At 72.9% G+C, this 16,159-nt stretch carries 14 protein-coding genes and 1 tRNA gene; 6 read left to right on the forward strand and 9 right to left on the reverse strand.

Annotated elements, in window-relative coordinates; all coding sequences use genetic code 11:
* Nucleotides 1-323: 323 nt before the first annotated feature.
* Nucleotides 324-1,547: an MFS transporter gene (locus tag ACSNOK_RS19525; RefSeq protein WP_436782002.1), complete on the reverse strand. Its 1,224-nt coding sequence runs from the start codon at nt 1,545-1,547 to the stop codon at nt 324-326.
* A gap of 181 nt (nt 1,548-1,728) precedes the next feature.
* Here ACSNOK_RS19525 and ACSNOK_RS19530 point away from each other — a divergent pair, with 181 nt between their 5' ends.
* Complete coding sequence (locus tag ACSNOK_RS19530; RefSeq protein ID WP_436782003.1) at nt 1,729-2,634, forward strand: LysR substrate-binding domain-containing protein; 906 nt, start codon at nt 1,729-1,731, stop codon at nt 2,632-2,634.
* Nucleotides 2,635-2,697: 63 nt separating this feature from the next.
* Here the strand turns inward: ACSNOK_RS19530 and ACSNOK_RS19535 are convergent, their stop codons facing one another.
* Both ACSNOK_RS19535 and ACSNOK_RS19540 read right to left on the reverse strand, forming a co-directional pair.
* Complete coding sequence (locus ACSNOK_RS19535) at nt 2,698-4,317, reverse strand: TROVE domain-containing protein (protein ID WP_436782004.1); 1,620 nt, start codon at nt 4,315-4,317, stop codon at nt 2,698-2,700.
* A gap of 424 nt (nt 4,318-4,741) precedes the next feature.
* A tRNA-OTHER gene (locus ACSNOK_RS19540) sits at nt 4,742-4,811 on the reverse strand.
* Nucleotides 4,812-5,113: 302 nt separating this feature from the next.
* Between ACSNOK_RS19540 and ACSNOK_RS19545 the strand changes: the two genes are divergently transcribed.
* Nucleotides 5,114-5,776 carry a hypothetical protein gene (locus ACSNOK_RS19545; RefSeq protein WP_436782005.1) on the forward strand — a complete coding sequence of 221 codons (663 nt, stop codon included), beginning with the start codon at nt 5,114-5,116 and terminating at the stop codon, nt 5,774-5,776.
* A 283-nt stretch (nt 5,777-6,059) separates the two neighbouring features.
* Here ACSNOK_RS19545 and sodN read toward each other — a convergent pair whose 3' ends face one another.
* On the reverse strand, nt 6,060-6,455 hold the full coding sequence (sodN, locus tag ACSNOK_RS19550; protein ID WP_004937667.1) for a superoxide dismutase, Ni: 396 nt from the start codon (nt 6,453-6,455) through the stop codon (nt 6,060-6,062).
* A gap of 148 nt (nt 6,456-6,603) precedes the next feature.
* Between sodN and sodX the strand changes: the two genes are divergently transcribed.
* Nucleotides 6,604-7,068, forward strand: coding sequence for a nickel-type superoxide dismutase maturation protease (gene sodX / locus ACSNOK_RS19555; protein WP_436782006.1), 465 nt, complete (start codon nt 6,604-6,606; stop codon nt 7,066-7,068).
* On the opposite strand, the gene ACSNOK_RS19560 is transcribed toward sodX, so the two are convergent.
* The 4 genes from ACSNOK_RS19560 to ACSNOK_RS19575 form a co-directional block, all read right to left on the reverse strand.
* On the reverse strand, nt 6,960-7,601 hold the full coding sequence (locus tag ACSNOK_RS19560; protein ID WP_436782007.1) for a CGNR zinc finger domain-containing protein: 642 nt from the start codon (nt 7,599-7,601) through the stop codon (nt 6,960-6,962). The two genes, sodX and ACSNOK_RS19560, sit on opposite strands and share 109 nt — an antisense overlap.
* 311 nt (nt 7,602-7,912) lie before the next feature.
* Complete coding sequence (locus ACSNOK_RS19565) at nt 7,913-8,680, reverse strand: amino acid ABC transporter ATP-binding protein (RefSeq protein ID WP_436782008.1); 768 nt, start codon at nt 8,678-8,680, stop codon at nt 7,913-7,915.
* Nucleotides 8,677-9,630: an amino acid ABC transporter permease gene (locus ACSNOK_RS19570; protein ID WP_436782009.1), complete on the reverse strand. Its 954-nt coding sequence runs from the start codon at nt 9,628-9,630 to the stop codon at nt 8,677-8,679. Before ACSNOK_RS19570 ends, ACSNOK_RS19565 begins: the two co-directional genes overlap by 4 nt.
* Nucleotides 9,631-9,661: 31 nt before the next feature.
* Nucleotides 9,662-10,618 (reverse strand): ABC transporter substrate-binding protein, encoded by a 957-nt coding sequence (locus tag ACSNOK_RS19575; RefSeq protein WP_436782010.1) that lies wholly within the window; start codon nt 10,616-10,618, stop codon nt 9,662-9,664.
* Nucleotides 10,619-11,216: 598 nt separating this feature from the next.
* Here ACSNOK_RS19575 and ACSNOK_RS19580 point away from each other — a divergent pair.
* The 3 genes from ACSNOK_RS19580 to ACSNOK_RS19590 all read left to right on the forward strand — a co-directional run bounded on the left by ACSNOK_RS19580 (nt 11,217) and on the right by ACSNOK_RS19590 (nt 15,131).
* Entirely contained in the window at nt 11,217-12,431 is a 1,215-nt protein-coding gene (locus tag ACSNOK_RS19580) for an NAD(P)-dependent malic enzyme (protein WP_436782011.1), read from the forward strand.
* Between the two features lie 269 nt (nt 12,432-12,700).
* A complete protein-coding gene (locus tag ACSNOK_RS19585; RefSeq protein WP_436782012.1) occupies nt 12,701-13,663 on the forward strand; it encodes a zinc-binding dehydrogenase in 963 nt (320 codons plus the stop codon).
* 7 nt (nt 13,664-13,670) lie between these two features.
* Nucleotides 13,671-15,131 carry a cellulase family glycosylhydrolase gene (locus ACSNOK_RS19590; protein WP_436782013.1) on the forward strand — a complete coding sequence of 487 codons (1,461 nt, stop codon included), beginning with the start codon at nt 13,671-13,673 and terminating at the stop codon, nt 15,129-15,131.
* 48 nt (nt 15,132-15,179) lie between these two features.
* Here the strand turns inward: ACSNOK_RS19590 and ACSNOK_RS19595 are convergent, their stop codons facing one another.
* Nucleotides 15,180-16,127: a helix-turn-helix transcriptional regulator gene (locus ACSNOK_RS19595; RefSeq protein WP_436782014.1), complete on the reverse strand. Its 948-nt coding sequence runs from the start codon at nt 16,125-16,127 to the stop codon at nt 15,180-15,182.
* Nucleotides 16,128-16,159 lie beyond the last annotated feature (32 nt).

Genomic DNA, 16,159 nt, shown 5'->3' on the forward strand with positions numbered 1-16,159 from the left:
GTCGGGGGGGGAGGGGGCGGCGCTCCCCCGCCGGACGCGCGGGGTGGTGCGCCGCCGCCTGCCCCTGCTTCCTCTGCGGTATCGGACGCCTCGCCCCCACCTCGGCCTCGTCGGCCCGCCGGTCGCGGCGGTCATCGGCGTGGTGGCGATGGACAGGACCTGACGCTCCGGCAGGCGGTCGGGCTCGCGATCGTCCTCGTGGCGGTGGTCGTCGGTCAGGTCCTCGGCCGCACGGGCCGGCGGTACAGACGTTGGGGGCCGCGGGATGAGGGAGGACCGAGGGGCGGGGCGCCGTACGGGACATCCGGCATGGCGCACGGACGTCAGGACGCGGCACCCGTCCCGACCGTCTCCCCGGGCTGCCCCGTCCGTCCCGGACGCCCCGGCCGCGTCCCCGTACGACCCGACAGTCCCAGCGGCACCACGGCCGCGGCGGCCAGCAGGCCGCCCAGCCACAGGGCGGCGGGTACCGACACCGCGTCCACCGTCCGGCCGCCCAGCAGAGCTCCGAGCGCGATGGCCCCGTTGAAGACCGCGACGAAGAGCGCGGACGCCGCTTCCCCCGCCTCTGGTGCCACGGCCGACAGCCAGGTCTGCGTTCCGACCGAGACGCCGCCGTAGGCGAGTCCCCACGCCACGAGCAGCCCGGCCGCCCCCGCCGTTCCGCCGGCCGTCAGCGAGACGGCGGGTATGACCGCCCCCAGCGTCACCGCGATCACCGTCAGGACGCGGCGCGGATGCCGGACGGCCGCCGTGCCGGCCAGGAAGTTGCCCGCCACGCCGGCGACGCCGTACGCGAGCATGAGGCCGCTGATCGTGGACGAGCCCGTCCCGGGGATCCGTTCCAGGGCGGGGCGGACGAAGGTGTAGCCCGCGAAGTGACCGCACACCAGCAGCAGGACGACCAGCAGCGCCGCGCGGACCCGGCGGGCGCGCAGCAGCGCGGGCAGGGCGCGCGACGGTGCCGCGCCCCGGGGCGGCAGCGGCGGCAGGACCACCGCCAGGGCCACCGTCACCAGGAGCGCGACCGCTCCCATCGCGACGAAGGCCGCCCGCCAGCCGGCCCACCCGCCCACCGACGTGCCCGCGGGGACGCCGAGCACCGAGGCCACGGCGATCCCGCTGAAGATCACCGAGGTGGCGCGGCCGACGGCGGGGGAGGGGACGAGCCGTGCGCCCAGTCCGGCGGCGATGGCCCACACCCCGCCGATGCACACACCCACCAGCACCCGCATCACCAGCAGCACCTCGATCCCCGGTGCGGCGGCGGAGAGGAAGTCGGCGGCGGTGAGCAGCCCCATCAGCGTCAGCAGCAGCAGGCGCCGGTCCAGCCGGCCCGCGCACATCGCGACGGCGGGCGCGGCCACGGCCGCCACCACCCCGGGGAGCGTCATCGTCAGCCCGGCCGTGCCGTCCGACACGCCCAGCCCCTCCCCGATCGGGCTGAGCAGACCGATCGGCAGCATCTCCGTCGTCACCACCGAGAACGTGCCCGCCGCCACGGCGGCCACGGCCGGCCACCCACCCGTGTTTCCGATCTTCATCATGCGTCCAGCCTCGGCGCGGGCCCCGCCGGGAACAACGGCCGATCGCTCACCGCTCCATGAGCGGGACTTATCGATGACGGCGCCGACGACCGCTTCGGCGCCGACGACCGCTTTGACGGCTGCGGCCCGAGACGGCGACGGCGGACGCGTCCGTCAGGCGGACGGAGAGAGAGGAGAGCCGGTGAGCGGCCTGGACCTGCGGGAACTGGAATGCTTCCTCGCCCTGGCCGAGGAACTGCACTTCGGCCGCGCCGGCGAGCGGCTGTTCGTCTCGCAGAGCAGGGTCAGCCAGCTGCTCCGCGCCCTGGAACGCCGCGTCGGGGCGCGCCTCGTCCACCGCACCAGCCGGCGGGTGGCCCTGACCCCCCTGGGTGAACGTTTCCTCGCCGACCTGCGCCCCGCCTACGACGCGCTCCGGAACGCGGTCGGCGACGTCCGCGACGCGGCGCGCGGCGTCGAGGGCGTCCTGCGCGTCGGCTTCCAGGGCGTCGCCGGACGTACGGTCGTGGCGGCCGTGCACGCCTTCCGGGAACGCCACCCCGGGTGCGAGATCGAGATGGCGGAGATTCCGCTCGCCGACCCATTCGGCCCGGTACGCCGGGGCGAGGTCGACACGGCCGTCGTCCTGCTGCCGGTCGCCGAGCCGGATCTGGTGCTCGGCCCGGTCTTCTCCCGGGAGCGGCAGACGCTCGCGGTGTCGGTACGGCATCCGTTCGCGTCCCGCGACCGCCTCCGCGCCGAGGACCTCGCCGACTGCCCCCTCATCGGCCCCGCCGCCCCGGCCCCGGCCTACTGGCGGGCGGCGCAGGCGCCGGCCGTCACCCCGGGCGGCCGGCCGGTTCCGGCGGGGCCGGTGGTGTCCACGCTCCAGGAGGGCCTGACCCTGGCCGCCGCCGGCCGCGGCGGCATGCTGCTGTGCCGGCCGACCGGGGCGTACCAGGGCCGCGAGGACCTCGCGTTCGTCCCCGTGGACGGCCTCACCCCGTCCGCCCTCGGCCTGGTCCGTCACCGTGACGCGGCGACGGCCCGGCTCAGCGCCTTCGGGACGGCCTTGGCGGAGGCCGCGACGGCGGAGACGGCGGTCTGACGGACGACGCGCCGGGGCGGCTCCACCGCCCCGAGAGGTACGGCATGACCGCCGAGGCGAGCTTCAGGACCGTTCGTCCGCGCCGCGTCCCTCCCACGGCCACGCCGCGTCCCGCCCCGCCTCCAGCAGCGGGATCGCGCGGAAGGCGGCGTCACCGAGACCGCCGAAAGTGTGCCGGCCGCCGGTGCCCGAGGGGGCGTGTCCGGTGCGGTAGCCGGCGAGGTTCCAGGTGTAGACGGGGATGTGGGCCGGGACGGCGGACGCGGCGTCGCCGTACCCGCCGGGAGCCGCCTGCTCGTCGGTGACGATGACCACGCGGTCGTGCCCGGCGTAGTGCCGGCGCACCGCGTCCGCGGTCTCCGTGCCGCCCAGTGCGCCGAACCGTTCCGTCGCCCGCAGTACCGAGGTACCGGGAGCCAGCGGGATCCGGCGGCTCGTCGTGCCGAACTCCACCAGGTCGGCCGACTCCGCCCGGAGGGCGAGCGCCGTGCCGAAGACCGCCGCGCTGTCGGCCCGGTTCAGCCGGGTCCGCTCGCTGATCCCGTCGAACATCGACGCCGACCGGTCGACCAGCACCAGCGTCCGGCCGTTCAGGGACGGGACGTTGACGAGCGAGTGGGACAGCGCGCGCTCCAGGGCGTCGGCCCAGCGCAGGGAGCCGGTGTGCCGGTACGCGGCCAGGTAGCGGAAGGGGAACTGCCGGGAGCGGGCCACCTCCACCGGGTCGGCGATCCGCGCGGCGACGGCGGCGGCGACCTCGTCGCCCACCCCCGCCTCGTCGAAGTTCCGCAGGTTGCGGACGAGCGCCATGGTGCCCATGGACGGGATGACGGCCTCCCAGGCCGCCCGGTCCAGCGGCCCCTGGAGCCAGCCGGCCAGCGCCTCCCACGTCATGCCCGCCGCGGCCAGCCGTTCGGCGCCGTCCGGGCCGGTGAGCACGGCCCGCCGCTCCGCGACCGGGACGGACATCAGCTCCCGGTGCGCGGTGAGCACGGGGTCGGCGGCCGGCGGTACGGCGGTCTCCGGGTGGTGCCGGCGGTCCAGCGCGTAGCGGAACAGCTCGCCCTGCCACGGCTTGGCGGGGTCCGGAGCGGGGTGGACGAGGTTGAGGACGTCGCCGAAGCGGAACGCCTTGCCGGCGGTGTCGTACTTGAGCAGCGCCTTGCCGTGGTACAGCCGGCGCACCGCGTCCCCCACGCCGCGCTTGACCGGCTTCGGCACCGCCCGCCCGTACCGCGACGTCCAGTAGCCGAGCAACTCGCCCGGCTCGTCCGGGCGGAGCAGGACCGACGCCACGACGCCCCGGTTGCCGTACGGCCCGGCGGCCGGCGCCGCCGCCTCGCCTGCCGCGAGCCGCGCGTGGACGAACTCGGCAGCGCCGACGAGCGACGCCGTCCGCATGCCGCCGTCCGCGCGCAGCCAGCCCAGCAGCCGGGCCGTCCACTCGGGATCCTCGACCGCCAGCCGGCGTACGAGACCGGCGAACCGGTCGTCGCGCCCCCCGCCGTCCTCGTAGAACGTGTCCTGGGTGACGGTGTTGGTGACGGCGAGCAGGAACAGCTCACCGCGGGCGTCCCGGAGGTGCCCGGTGCCGCCCTGGTGGTTGACGGTCGTCACGCCCGTCGTGGCGACGGGCGACGTGGCGGCTCCGCGGCGACGGCCGCGGGCGTTGAAACGGGACATGAGAAACGGATCCCCCCTTGGGCCGTGACCGACGGGCCCGTGGTGTGCGACGGCCCGCGGTGTACGGCGGTTGGTCATGTGTGGCGGCTCGTGGTCCGCGACGGTCGGAGGGAGGCCGGACGGCGGTCCGGTGCGTCCGAGATCGGGAGGGCCGCGGATCGCCCGCCGATGACTGGGCGGTACGCCGCTCGGTCCCGTGTCGACGGGACGGAGCCGCGCGCAGGATTCGAACCCGAAGTAGCCGCGGCCCGGCGCACCGGACGCCCCGGTGCCGCGCCTCCCGAGATCGGTTCGGCCACGGCGTGATTCCGGCAAAGAAGTAGCCGTGGCCCGCGCACCGGGAGGTGCGTGTGTGCTGTTGCTCTCCCGAGGTCGGGGTCGAGGACGGTACATGGCGCTCTGCCGTTGAGCTACCGGGGCAGGGAGCCCCGGACGGGATTCGAACCCGCAACCACCCGTTCCCGAAACGAAGTAGCCGTCCCCAGCGCACCGGGAGATGCGTGAAGCGATGTCCCCACTGTGCCCTGAGACCGGGCGGCGGGCAACGGGATTTCGCGCGCCTGTGCGGAGGAGGGAGGCGCGGGGCGGTGGGCGTGTGGCGGGTGGCGTCTTACCCCGGCCCCTGTCCTCGGTCGCGGGAGGCGAGGTACCGAAACTCTCCTGAATTCCGCCGGGAAATAGCGGAGTTCACCGGCCGGGTGCGCCGGATTCTCCCGCGCGGAGAACGCTGCGTAAACTCGGTCGCCGTTTCCGGATTCGGAACCGGAATAGCACCACGGAACAAACGGGGGAAACCTTGCGCATCGACGTCACTCATCTCACCGCCGCGGCACCCCGCCGCGCCGCGCTCGCCGCGGGGGCCGTCGTGGCCGCCCTGGCGCTGACCGCCTGCGGTTCGTCCGGCAAGGACGCGAAGGACTCCGCCGCCTCGGGAACGGGGAAGACGGGGTCGGCGTCGTCCGGCGGGAAGTCCGGCGGCCAGACCGACGCCGGCGACCGGGAGCTCGCGGCCGGGCAGCCCAGCCCGGAGGAGCAGGAGCTGGACACGGCCAGCCAGAAGGGCAAGTTCGTCGTCACCGCCCAGAAGGTGGTGATGGGCAAACCGGAGGCGCTCAAGGGCGGCTCGGACGCGGCCAAGTTCGCGGGGAAGACGGTCGCGTTCGCCTACCTGAAGGCCAAGCTGGCCGACGGCGACAGCCCCATGAAGCCGCCCATGGTGACCACCAACATCGGCACCCTGGTGGAGGGCGGCGAGCAGGGAAGGCCGCTCCTGACCATCGGGCAGCTCCCGGGGACGCCGGCCGACTGCAACAGCGCCGACTACGACAAGGCGTGGAACAAGGGCGAGGAGCGCGTCTTCTGCCAGACCTTCGTCGTGCCGCAGGGCAAGAAGGTCACTCACATCACCTTCCGCCGCGGCTTCTACAAGGCGCCCTTGAAGTGGGCCCTTCCCAAGTAGTCGGACGGGGGACACCCGACCGGGCGGTCACACGTTCGCACGGTCGCGCGAGGGCCTGACCAGGCGGGCGCCCACCGGCCCGCGCGGGCGCGCGCCGCTCCGTACGCCCCGGTCCGCACGTCCGGTGAGCGCCGCCCGGACGACGACGAGGGGCCCGGCCGGTGATCCGGCCGGGCCCCTCGCTCTCCGGTGACACGCACCGCGTACCGCGTACCTCGTACCGCCGCGCGCCCGGGGCGGCGCGTCGAGCGCCCCCTCGGCCGCGCGCGGACGAGGGCGGGCCTTACGCCTTCTTGGTCTCCCAGAAGATACGGTCGATCTCGGCGATGAGCTCCAGCGCCTTCTCGCCCGTCTTCGGGTCGGTCGACGCCTTGGCGGCGCTCAGCGCCTTCAGGGTGTCATTGACCAGCTGGTGCAACTGGGGGTACTTCTCGAAGTGCGGCGCCTTGAAGTAGTCGCTCCACAGCACCGAGACGTGGTGCTTGGCGAGCTCCGCGCGCTGCTCCTTGATGATCGTGGCGCGGGCACGGAAGTGGGGGTCCTCGTTGGCCTGGTACTTCTCCTGGACGGCCTTGACCGATTCCGCCTCGATGCGGGCCTGGGCCGGGTCGTACACGCCGCAGGGCAGGTCGCAGTGGGCGCTGACCTTCACCTTGGGGGCGAACAGGCGGGAAAGCATAGTGGTGCTGTCCTTCCTCGTGATCGTCTTCTCAGGTGCGAGATTACTCGGTGCGGGAAGGCTTTTCCCGGGCACCCCGTGGGGCTTAGGACGAAAGACCGGTGTCAGGCTGGGACCGGACGGAGACGGACGGGAGTGAGGAGCCGAGGTGCAGGAGCGACTGGACGAGCGCGGGCACGGGCTGGACCGCGAGCGTCGCGGACTGCTGCGGATCGGGCTGGCCGAGGTCTACAACCCGTCGATGGTCCCGACGCTGAACCCGGGCGACCAGCTGGTGGTGCAGTACGGCGCGAGCGTGCGCCCGGGGGACGTGGTGGTGCTGCGGCACCCGTTCCGGCAGGACCTGCTGATCGTCAAGCGCGCGGTGGAGCGGCGCGACGGCGGCTGGTGGGTCACCGGGGACAACCCGCTGGTGGAGAACGACAGCCGGGAGTTCGGCGCGGTGCCCGACGAGCTCGTCGTGGCCCGCGCCTGGGTGCGGCTGCGTCCGCTGCCGCAGCCGGGTCAGCGGTCGGCGGGCGCGCTGCTCTCCTGGGCGGCCTCGGCCGTCCGGCCGGTGCGCTCGTCCGGGCTGCTGGGGCTGCCGCTCTCGCGCCGCTTGCGGGCCCGATAGGCGGCGACGTTGGCCCGGGTGGCGCAGCGGTCGGAGCAGTAGCGGCGGGAGCGGTTGGTCGAGGTGTCGAGGTAGGCGTTGCGGCACGGCGGGGCCTGGCAGATGCCCAGCCGGTCCACGCCCAGCTCGGTGAGGTGGACGGCGAGGCCCATGCAGGCCGTCGCGGTGTAGCCGGCCGCCGAGTTCGCGGCGTGGTCGGCGATGTGCAGGTGCCAGTCGGGCCGGCCGGCCTCGTCGCGCTGCTGGTGCCCGGAGATCTGCGGGCTGACGGGGAACTCCATCAGCAGCGCGTTGAGCAGGTCCACGGCCCGTACCTCGTCGCCCTCCGCGGCCGCCTCGAAGACCGCGCGCAGCCGCGTCCGGACGCCGCGCAGCCGGGTGACGTCGCCGTCGGTCAGCCGGCGCGCCATCTGGGAGGCGGGGCCGAAGACGTCCCGGGCGCCGTCGAGCGAGGTGAGGGTGTCGGTGCCGCGCGCGGGCGCCTCGGTGTTGACCAGCCGGACGGCGTAGTCGGCGTAGGAGGCCAGTTCCACGGGGGGTCCTTCGGTGGTCGGCCCGGGGCCGGGCCCCGATGGGTAATGGATGTCGATCCGACGAGGGTATTACAGCGTACGTCGGGCGGGAGGGCGGTACGCACTTTCCGGCCACGCGCACCGTAGACGAACTGGTGTCCGCAAACGCCGGACGGCGGCCGCGCGGAACCGTGTTCCGTACGACCGCCGTCCGGCGGTGCGCTGCGTCATCCGTTCGGCGGGCGCCTTGGAGGGGGTCGGCGCCGACGGGATGCGCGGGGGTGTGGAAGCGGGGTGGAGGAGTGACCGCGGCCGCGCACGCCCCCGGCGGCTCACAGCACCTTGGACAGGAAGGACTTCGTCCGTTCGTGCCGGGGGTTGGTGAGCACCTCCCGGGGGTCACCGGATTCGACGACGACGCCGTTGTCCATGAAGACCAGCGAGTCGCCGACCTCGCGGGCGAAGCCCATCTCGTGGGTGACCACCACCATGGTCATCCCCTCCTCGGCGAGGTCCCGCATCACGTCGAGGACGTCGCCGACCAGCTCCGGGTCGAGCGCCGACGTCGGCTCGTCGAACAGCATCAGCTTGGGCTCCATCGCGAGAGCCCTGGCTATCGCCACCCGCTGCTGCTGGCCGCCGGAGAGCTGGGACGGGTAGTTGCCCGCCTTGTCGGCGAGGCCGACGCGGTCCAGCAGCTTCAGCGCCCGCTCCCGGGCGACGGACTTGGTCTCGCGCTTGACCTGCACCGGCGCCTCCATGACGTTCTCCACGGCCGTCATGTGCGGGAACAGGTTGAAGCGCTGGAAGACCATGCCGATGTCCCGGCGCTGGGCGGCGACCTCGCGGTCCTTCAGCTCGTAGAGCTTGTCGCCCTGCTGGCGGTAGCCGACGAGCTCGCCGTCGACGTACAGCCGGCCGCCGTTGATCTTCTCCAGGTGGTTGATGCACCGCAGGAAGGTCGACTTGCCGGAGCCGGAGGGGCCGATGAGGCAGAACACCTCACGCGGGGCGACTTCCAGGTCGATGCCCTTGAGGACCTGGACGGCGCCGAAGGACTTGTGGACGCCTTCGGCCTTCACCATCGGGGTGGCGGTCATGCGGTGCCTCCGGCCTGGCGGTTGCCGAACGAGAGCAGGTTGGCCTTGACGACCTTCTGTAGGGGTGTGGGCGGCAGGTTCCGCGTCGAACCGCGGGCGAACCGGCGTTCCAGGTAGTACTGGCCGACGCTCAGCACGCTGGTGAGGACCAGGTACCAGGCGGCGGCGACGAAAAGCATCTCGACCGTGGCGCCCGAGGTCTGGCCGACGTTGGAGGTGGCCTGGAGCAGGTCGTAGTACTGCACCGCGATGACCAGCGAGGTGGTCTTGAGCATGTTGATGAACTCGTTGCCGGTCGGCGGCACGATCACCCGCATCGCCTGCGGCAGCACCACCCGGCGCAGCGTCTTGGCGTGGCTCATGCCGAGCGCGTGCGCGGCCTCGGTCTGGCCCTCGTCCACCGACTGGAGGCCGGCGCGGCAGATCTCCGCCATGTACGCGGCCTCGTTGAGGCCGAGTCCGAGCAGGGCGGCCAGGAAGGGCGTCATGAACGACGACCAGTAGTCCTTGTAGATCGGCCCGAGGTTGATGTACTCGAAGACGAGTCCGAGGTTGAACCAGAGCAGAAGCTGGACGTAGACCGGCGTGCCACGGAAGAACCAGATGTAGAACCAGGAGATCGAGGACGTGACGGGGTTCTTGGACAGCCGCATCACCGCCAGGATCACGCCGAGGACGACGCCTACCACCATGGACAGGACGGTGATGGTGATGGTGTTCCGGACGCCCTTGAGGACGTCGCCGTCGAAGAAGTAGTCGGGAACGGTGCCCCAGTTGACCCTTCCCTGGGCGAAGGCGTTGATCAGGAGGCCGAGGACGGCGAGGGCCAGGACGGCCGACACCCAGCGGCCGTAGTGGCGTACGGGGATGGCCTTGAGGGCCTCGGGGGCCGTGCCGGATTCCGGGCGGGCGTCGCCGGAGTCCTGGGCCTTGTCGATGTTTACGGTCACGGAAGTGGCCTTTCAGCGAGCGTGCGGTGGGTCAGGAGCCGCCGTTGACCTTGGCTTCCTTGATGGCGCCCGCCGTGACGCCCCACTTGTCCATGATCTTCTGGTACTCGCCGTTCTTGATGATGGCGTCCATGGCGGCCTTGATGGCGTCACGGAGCTGGGCGTTCTCCTTGCCGACGGCGATGCCGTACGGGGCCGCCTCCACCTGGTCGCCCACGATCTCGAAGTCGTTGCCGCCGCCGGAGGTCTTCACCGCGTAGGCGGCGACGGGGAAGTCGCTGGCGCCGGCGTCCGCGCCACCGCTGCGCAGCCGGGTCTGGGCCAGCACGTCGGTGTCGTACGCCTCGACGGAGATCTCGTCGTCACCGCACTTCTTGGACTGGGCGACGGTGAGGTCGTGCGAGACGGTGCCGCGCTGGACGACGACCTTCTTCCCGCACAGGTCCTGCCAGCCCTTGATCCCCTGGGTCTTGCCCTTGGGCGTGTAGAGGGAGACGCCGGCCTGGAAGTAGTCGACGAAGTCGAGGCCTTCCGTGACCTTCTTCCCGGTCTTGGGGTCGACGCCGTTCTGCCGGTTCTTGGTGTCGGTCATGGCCGACATGGCGATGTGGTAGCGCTTGGACTGGAGGCCCGCGACGAGGGAGTCGAACTTGGAGTTGTTGAACTCGAAGCGCACGCCGAGCTGCTTGCCGAGCGCGTCCGCGATGTCCGGGTCGATGCCGACGGTCTTGCCGTCCTTGACGAACTCCACCGGCGGGTAGGCGATGTCCGAGCCCACCTTGATCACCCGGGAGTCCTTGAAGGACTGCGGGAGCTTGTCGAACAGGGGGGCCGAGGCGCCGGCGGACGACGAGTCGCCGTCCTTGGACTTGTTCTTGGTCTGGTCGCCACAACCGGTCAGCAGCAGGGCGCCGGCGACCGCGATCGCGCCGGCGGCGGCCAAACGACTCCTGGCGGCAGCCGGGCGAGGGGTGGTGCTTGCGGTCATTGCTGGTTCCTCCTGCGGGTGAGGGGATAGCCGACTCTTCACACGGAATGCACTGCGAGGCCTCTCCGAGGGCGACAGCACACTTCACCGGCTGCCGCGACCTCGGGTGATTGGGGCATCTTGCCATCCGGACTACACCGTTCGGGGGGCCAGCAATGTCAAAATCGGATAACGGGATGATCGTGTTGCTGGTGTGGGGTGTTCGGGTAGTGGTGCGTTGATTGATCGCTTCCGTTCACTCCGGGAGCGAGACGCACATCACGCACCCCACGTCTCACTTCATGGACGCGGAGCATCAGTTGGCACCGGTTTCCGGCCGACATCGGTGCGGTGTGGCAGAGAACGCCGTATCTCACTCGTCGGCCGTAGCGCTCATCCGGTAGAAAGGGCCCTTACACCCCGCACCCGGGGCTCAGGGCGCGTCGTGCAGCGCGCCCGGTGTCCGCACTCCCCCGCACCGCGCCCCCGCGCGCGGACCGCCCGCACGGCGGTCACGCCGGCCCCGGCCACCGCCGGGGCAGCGGACACCCGCCCGGCCGCCCCCCACTCCAGGGGCGGATATACCCTCGATGGACATCTCGACAAAGGGGTCAAGAAAGTGGCAGCGGAGATCGTCAATCCTCTCAGCGGGAGCGGTCCGGAGGAAGGTGCTCAGGACGAGCCCTTCGATCCGGCCTTCGCGCTGCACCGCGGCGGCAAGATGGCGGTGCGGGCGACCGTGCCCGTGCGGGACAAGGACGACCTGTCCCTCGCCTACACACCGGGCGTCGCCAAGGTGTGCACCGCGATCGCGGAACAGCCCGAGCTCGTGCACGACTACACCTGGAAGTCCCAGGTCGTCGCGGTCGTCACGGACGGCAGCGCCGTCCTCGGCCTCGGGGACATCGGTCCCGAGGCGTCCCTGCCCGTGATGGAGGGCAAGGCCATCCTCTTCAAGCAGTTCGGCGGCGTGGACGCGGTGCCGATCGCGCTCGACTGCCGCGAGGTGGACGAGCTCGTCGAGACCGTCGTCCGCCTCGCGCCCTCCTTCGGCGGCGTCAACCTGGAGGACATCTCCGCCCCCCGCTGCTTCGAGGTCGAGCGGCGGCTGCAGGAGCGGCTGGACATCCCGGTCTTCCACGACGACCAGCACGGCACCGCCGTCGTCACCCTCGCCGCGCTTCGCAACGCCGCGAAGCTCACCGGACGCACCCTCGGCGACCTGCGCGCCGTCATCTCCGGCGCCGGCGCGGCGGGCGTCGCCATCGCGCGCATCCTGGTCGAGGCGGGCATCGGCGACGTGGCCGTGTGCGACCGCAAGGGCATCGTCTCCCGCGACCGCGAGGACCTGACGGACGTCAAGCGGGAACTGGCCGGCTTCACCAACCGGGCCGGGCTCGCCGGCTCCCTGGAGGCGGCCCTCGACGGCGCGGACGTCTTCATCGGCGTCTCCGGCGGTACGGTCCCCGAGCCCGCGGTCGCGAAGATGGCGGCCAACGCGCTGATCTTCGCGATGGCGAACCCGAACCCGGAGATCCACCCGGACGTCGCGCACAAGTACGCGGCCGTGGTGGCCACCGGGCGCAGCGACTACCCGAACCAGATCAACAACGTCCTCGCCTTCCCCGGCATCTTCGCGGGCGCCCTTCAGGTGCGGGCCTCGCGGATCACCGAGGGGATGAAGCTGGCTGCCGCCGAGGCGCTGGCGGCGGTCGTCGCTGACGAGCTCAGCGCGGACTGTGTCATTCCGTCGCCGTTCGACGAGCGGGTCGCTCCCGCGGTGACGGCCGCTGTGGCCGCGGCGGCTCGGGCGGACGGGGTCGCGCGGCGGTAGCCCTGCGGGCGGCTGTGCCCCGGTCCCTCCCCCAGAGGGGGCACCCCCACTTCGCCGATTCCTGGGGGCTGCGCCCCCAGACCCCCCTTTCGCGGCTCCGCCGCTCGTCCTCAAACGCCGGACGGGCTGGACAGCGCGCCCGGGGGTGCGGGGGCTTGCCCCCGCGAGAAACGGTGAAAGGGCGGGGCTGGGGCATATCCCTCGCGGCGCGAGCCGCGTCACACCCCGGCGCCGTTCCCCCGGGCCAAGAGCCCCGCTAGGTTCGCACCATGTTCGCCGCCTATGCCGCACGCATCGACCGGGACCAGCCGCTGAACGGGCTCAAGCTGGGCGAACGCCCCGAGCCCGAGGTCCGCCCCGGCTGGACGACCGTCACCGTCAAGGCCGCCTCCCTCAACCACCACGACCTGTGGACGCTCCGCGGCGTGGGGATCAAGGAGGACGCCTTTCCGATGATCCTCGGCTGTGACGCCGCCGGGATCGACGAGGACGGCAACGAGGTCGTCGTCCACTCCGTCATCGGCCAGACGGGCCACGGGGTCGGCCCCGACGAGCCGCGCTCGCTGCTCACCGAGCGCTATCAGGGCACGTTCGCCGAGCGGGTCACCGTCCCGGCCTGGAACCTGCTGCCGAAGCCGAAGGAGCTCTCCTTCGAGGAGGCCACCTGCCTGCCCACGGCCTGGCTGACCGCCTACCGGATGCTGTTCACCAACGCGAACGTCCGCCCCGGCCAGAGCGTCCTGGTACAGGGCGCGGGCGGTGGCGTGGCCACCGCCGCGATCGTGCTGGGCGCGGCGGCGGGCCTGCGGGTCTTCGCGACCAGCCGGGACGAGGCCAAGCGGCGGCGGGCCGTCGAGCTGGGCGCCGAGGAGGCGTTCGAGCCGGGCGCCCGGCTGCCGCACCGGGTGGACGCGGTCATCGAGACCGTCGGCGCGGCGACCTGGTCGCACTCGGTCAAATCCCTTAAGCCCGGCGGCACGCTCGTGATCTCCGGCGCCACAAGTGGTCCGAACCCGTCGGCCGTGGAGCTGACCCGGATCTTCTTCCTGGAGCTCAGGGTCGTCGGCTCGACCATGGGCAGCAAGGAGGAACTGGCGGACCTGCTGGCCTTCTGCGCGGCCACCGGCGTCCGGCCGGTGATCGACTCCGTGCTGCCGCTGGACCGGGCGCGCGAGGGGCTCGAAAGGATGGCCGAGGGCGAGCTGTTCGGGAAGGTCGTCCTGACGGTATGACCGTCGGATGCGGACGAGACGTGTGCGCCGCCCGGGGCCCGTCGTGGCCTCGGCGCTCGCGCTGCTGACAGCTGTCGCACCACTCGCCACTCCGACATCAAGGGCCGAAGCCGCCCCCGCGGCCCCCGCCGCGCCGGGCGACGGGATCCCTCCGCTCACCGACGACGACGGGCGGACCCTCACCCTGCGCGGCTGGAACCTCGCCGACAAGGAACACCGCGGCGACCGGGCCCTGGAGGACATCACCGAGCGCCACCTCCGGGAACTGTCCGCCCGCGGCTTCGACTTCGCCCGGCTCGCGGTCTTCTGGGACGACCTCGAACCCCGGCCCGGCCGCTACAGCGAGCGCTATCTGCGGAAGATCGAACGGATCCTGGACTGGGCGGCCCGCTACCGCGTCCGGGTCGTGATCGACGCCCACCAGGACGTCTACGGGCCCGCGTTCGGCGGCCACCGGGGCATCCCCGAGTGGGCCACCCGCACCGACGGCCTGCCGTACCGGCCGCACCCGGACGACTGGTTCGCCGAGTACTTCGAACCCGGCGTACAGGCCGCGTTCGAGCACCTCTACGAGGACGCGGACCTGCGGCGGGCCCAGCAGCGGATGTGGCGGGTGCTCGCCGGCCGGCTGGCCGGCCACCCGGCCGTCTACGGCTACGACCTGATCAACGAGCCGATGGGCAAGCTGCGTCCGGGTGAGGACCTGCCCGCCGCCGCAGGCCGTGTGGAAGCCACCCAGGTCACCCCCATGTACAACCGCCTCGTCGCGGCGATCCGTTCCGTCGACCGGAAGCATCGGATCTTCGTCGAGCCCACGCCCGTCGTCGGCGAGGGCGTCCCGGCCTCCCTCGGCCGGATCCACGACCCGGCCGGGCGGCTCGTCTACGCGCCGCACTTCTACGAGACCTCGATGGAGACCGGCGCCGACTACGACCCGGCGGCCCGCTGGATCGAACGCTACGAGGCCGCCGTCGTCCGCTACCCGCGCGAGCGGCGGATCCCCGTCGTGGTGGGGGAGTGGGGACCGCCCGACAGCACCCTGCCGAACATGGGCCGCTACTACGCGGACGCCCTCGCGTCCCTGGACCGCTACGGCTCCGGCTGGGCCGGCTGGACCTGGTGCTACGGCGGCGGCTACTGCGCCCTGGACCGCGAGGGCCGCTTCCAACGGCACAAGGAGAACACGGCCCGGCCCTACGCCCCGGCCGTCGCCGGCACGGTCCTGACCTCCGCGTACGACCCCCGGGACGGCGCCTTCCGGCTGGTGTACACCGCGTCGGCGGCAGGCGGCGGCCGGACGGAGCTGACGCTGCCGCCGTCGCCGCGCGGCTGGCGCGTCACCGTCTCCGGACCGGCCCGGCCGGACGCGGCACGGGTCCGCCCGGACGTGCGCGGGCGGGTGACGGTCCGTGCCCGGCCGGGGGCGGTGGTACGGGTGGTGGCGCGGCCGGACGGGCCCGGACGCTGAGCGCCGGGCAGGCGGGGCCCGCCGGCGCGCGCCGTGGGCCCCTACCGGTTACTTCCGCAGCACCGCACCCACCCGTACCGCCGCGTCGGCCAAGTGCCGCCTACAAGCGGCCAGTTGCTCCGCGCTCACCCCGTGGTCGCGTGCCGCGTCGCGGATCTCGTCGCGGAAACGGTCCAGCAGGCGGTCGAGATCGCGGGCCGGGTCCGCCGAGCGGGTGTCGTCCGCCGACGCCCACTCGGGCGCGTCCGCGCGCTCGACGCGCACCGTCGGGGGCTCGGGCTCCGGCTCGGGGTGCCCGCCCGCCAGCGCGCCCAGCTCCTTGGCGAGCGCGGCGACGCCCTCCACGAGGCCCGCCGGCCAGTCGCCGCGCCGGGTGTGCTCGCGGACCTGCTCCTGGACGCGCTCCTTGATCCGGAGCACCTCCTCGCGGGTGTGCTCCTGGGACTCCCGCGCCTGGTGGCGGGCCTGCTGGGCCTCCTGGCGAGCCCGCCGGCTCTCCTCCTTCGCGCGGCGCGCCTGCTCCTTCCACTCCTCCTTGGCGCGGCGCAGCTCCTCCTTCATCCCGGCGAAGGGGTCGCCGCCCGGGCCGGTGGCGCCCGCGGCGCCGTCGCGGAGCCGGCCGGCGGCCTCGCGCAGCTCGCGGCGGAGGGCGCCGGCCGCGCCGCGTACGTCCTCCTGGATGTCGGCGGCGAGGGCCGTGACGGATTCCTGGATCTCCCGCTCCAGGCCGTCCAGTTCGGCGGCCCGGCCGCTCAGCTCGGCCCGGCCCGCGTCGGTGATCGCGTAGACCTTGCGGCCGCCCTCGGTGGTGTGGGTGACCAGGCCCTCGGCCTCCAGCTTGGCCAGGCGGGGGTAGACCGTGCCGGCGGACGGGGCGTAGAGCCCCTGGAAGCGCTCCTCCAGCAGCCGGATGATCTCGTAGCCGTGGCGCGGGGCCTCGTCGAGCAGCTTGAGCAGGTAGAGGCGGAGGCGGCCGTGGGCGAAGACAGGGGGCATCAGAGGACCTTTCCCTGGGCGGGGGCGTCGGG

Source organism: Streptomyces sp. URMC 126 (genome assembly GCF_051386555.1).
In the GTDB taxonomy this organism is placed as follows: Bacteria; Actinomycetota; Actinomycetes; order Streptomycetales; family Streptomycetaceae; genus Streptomyces.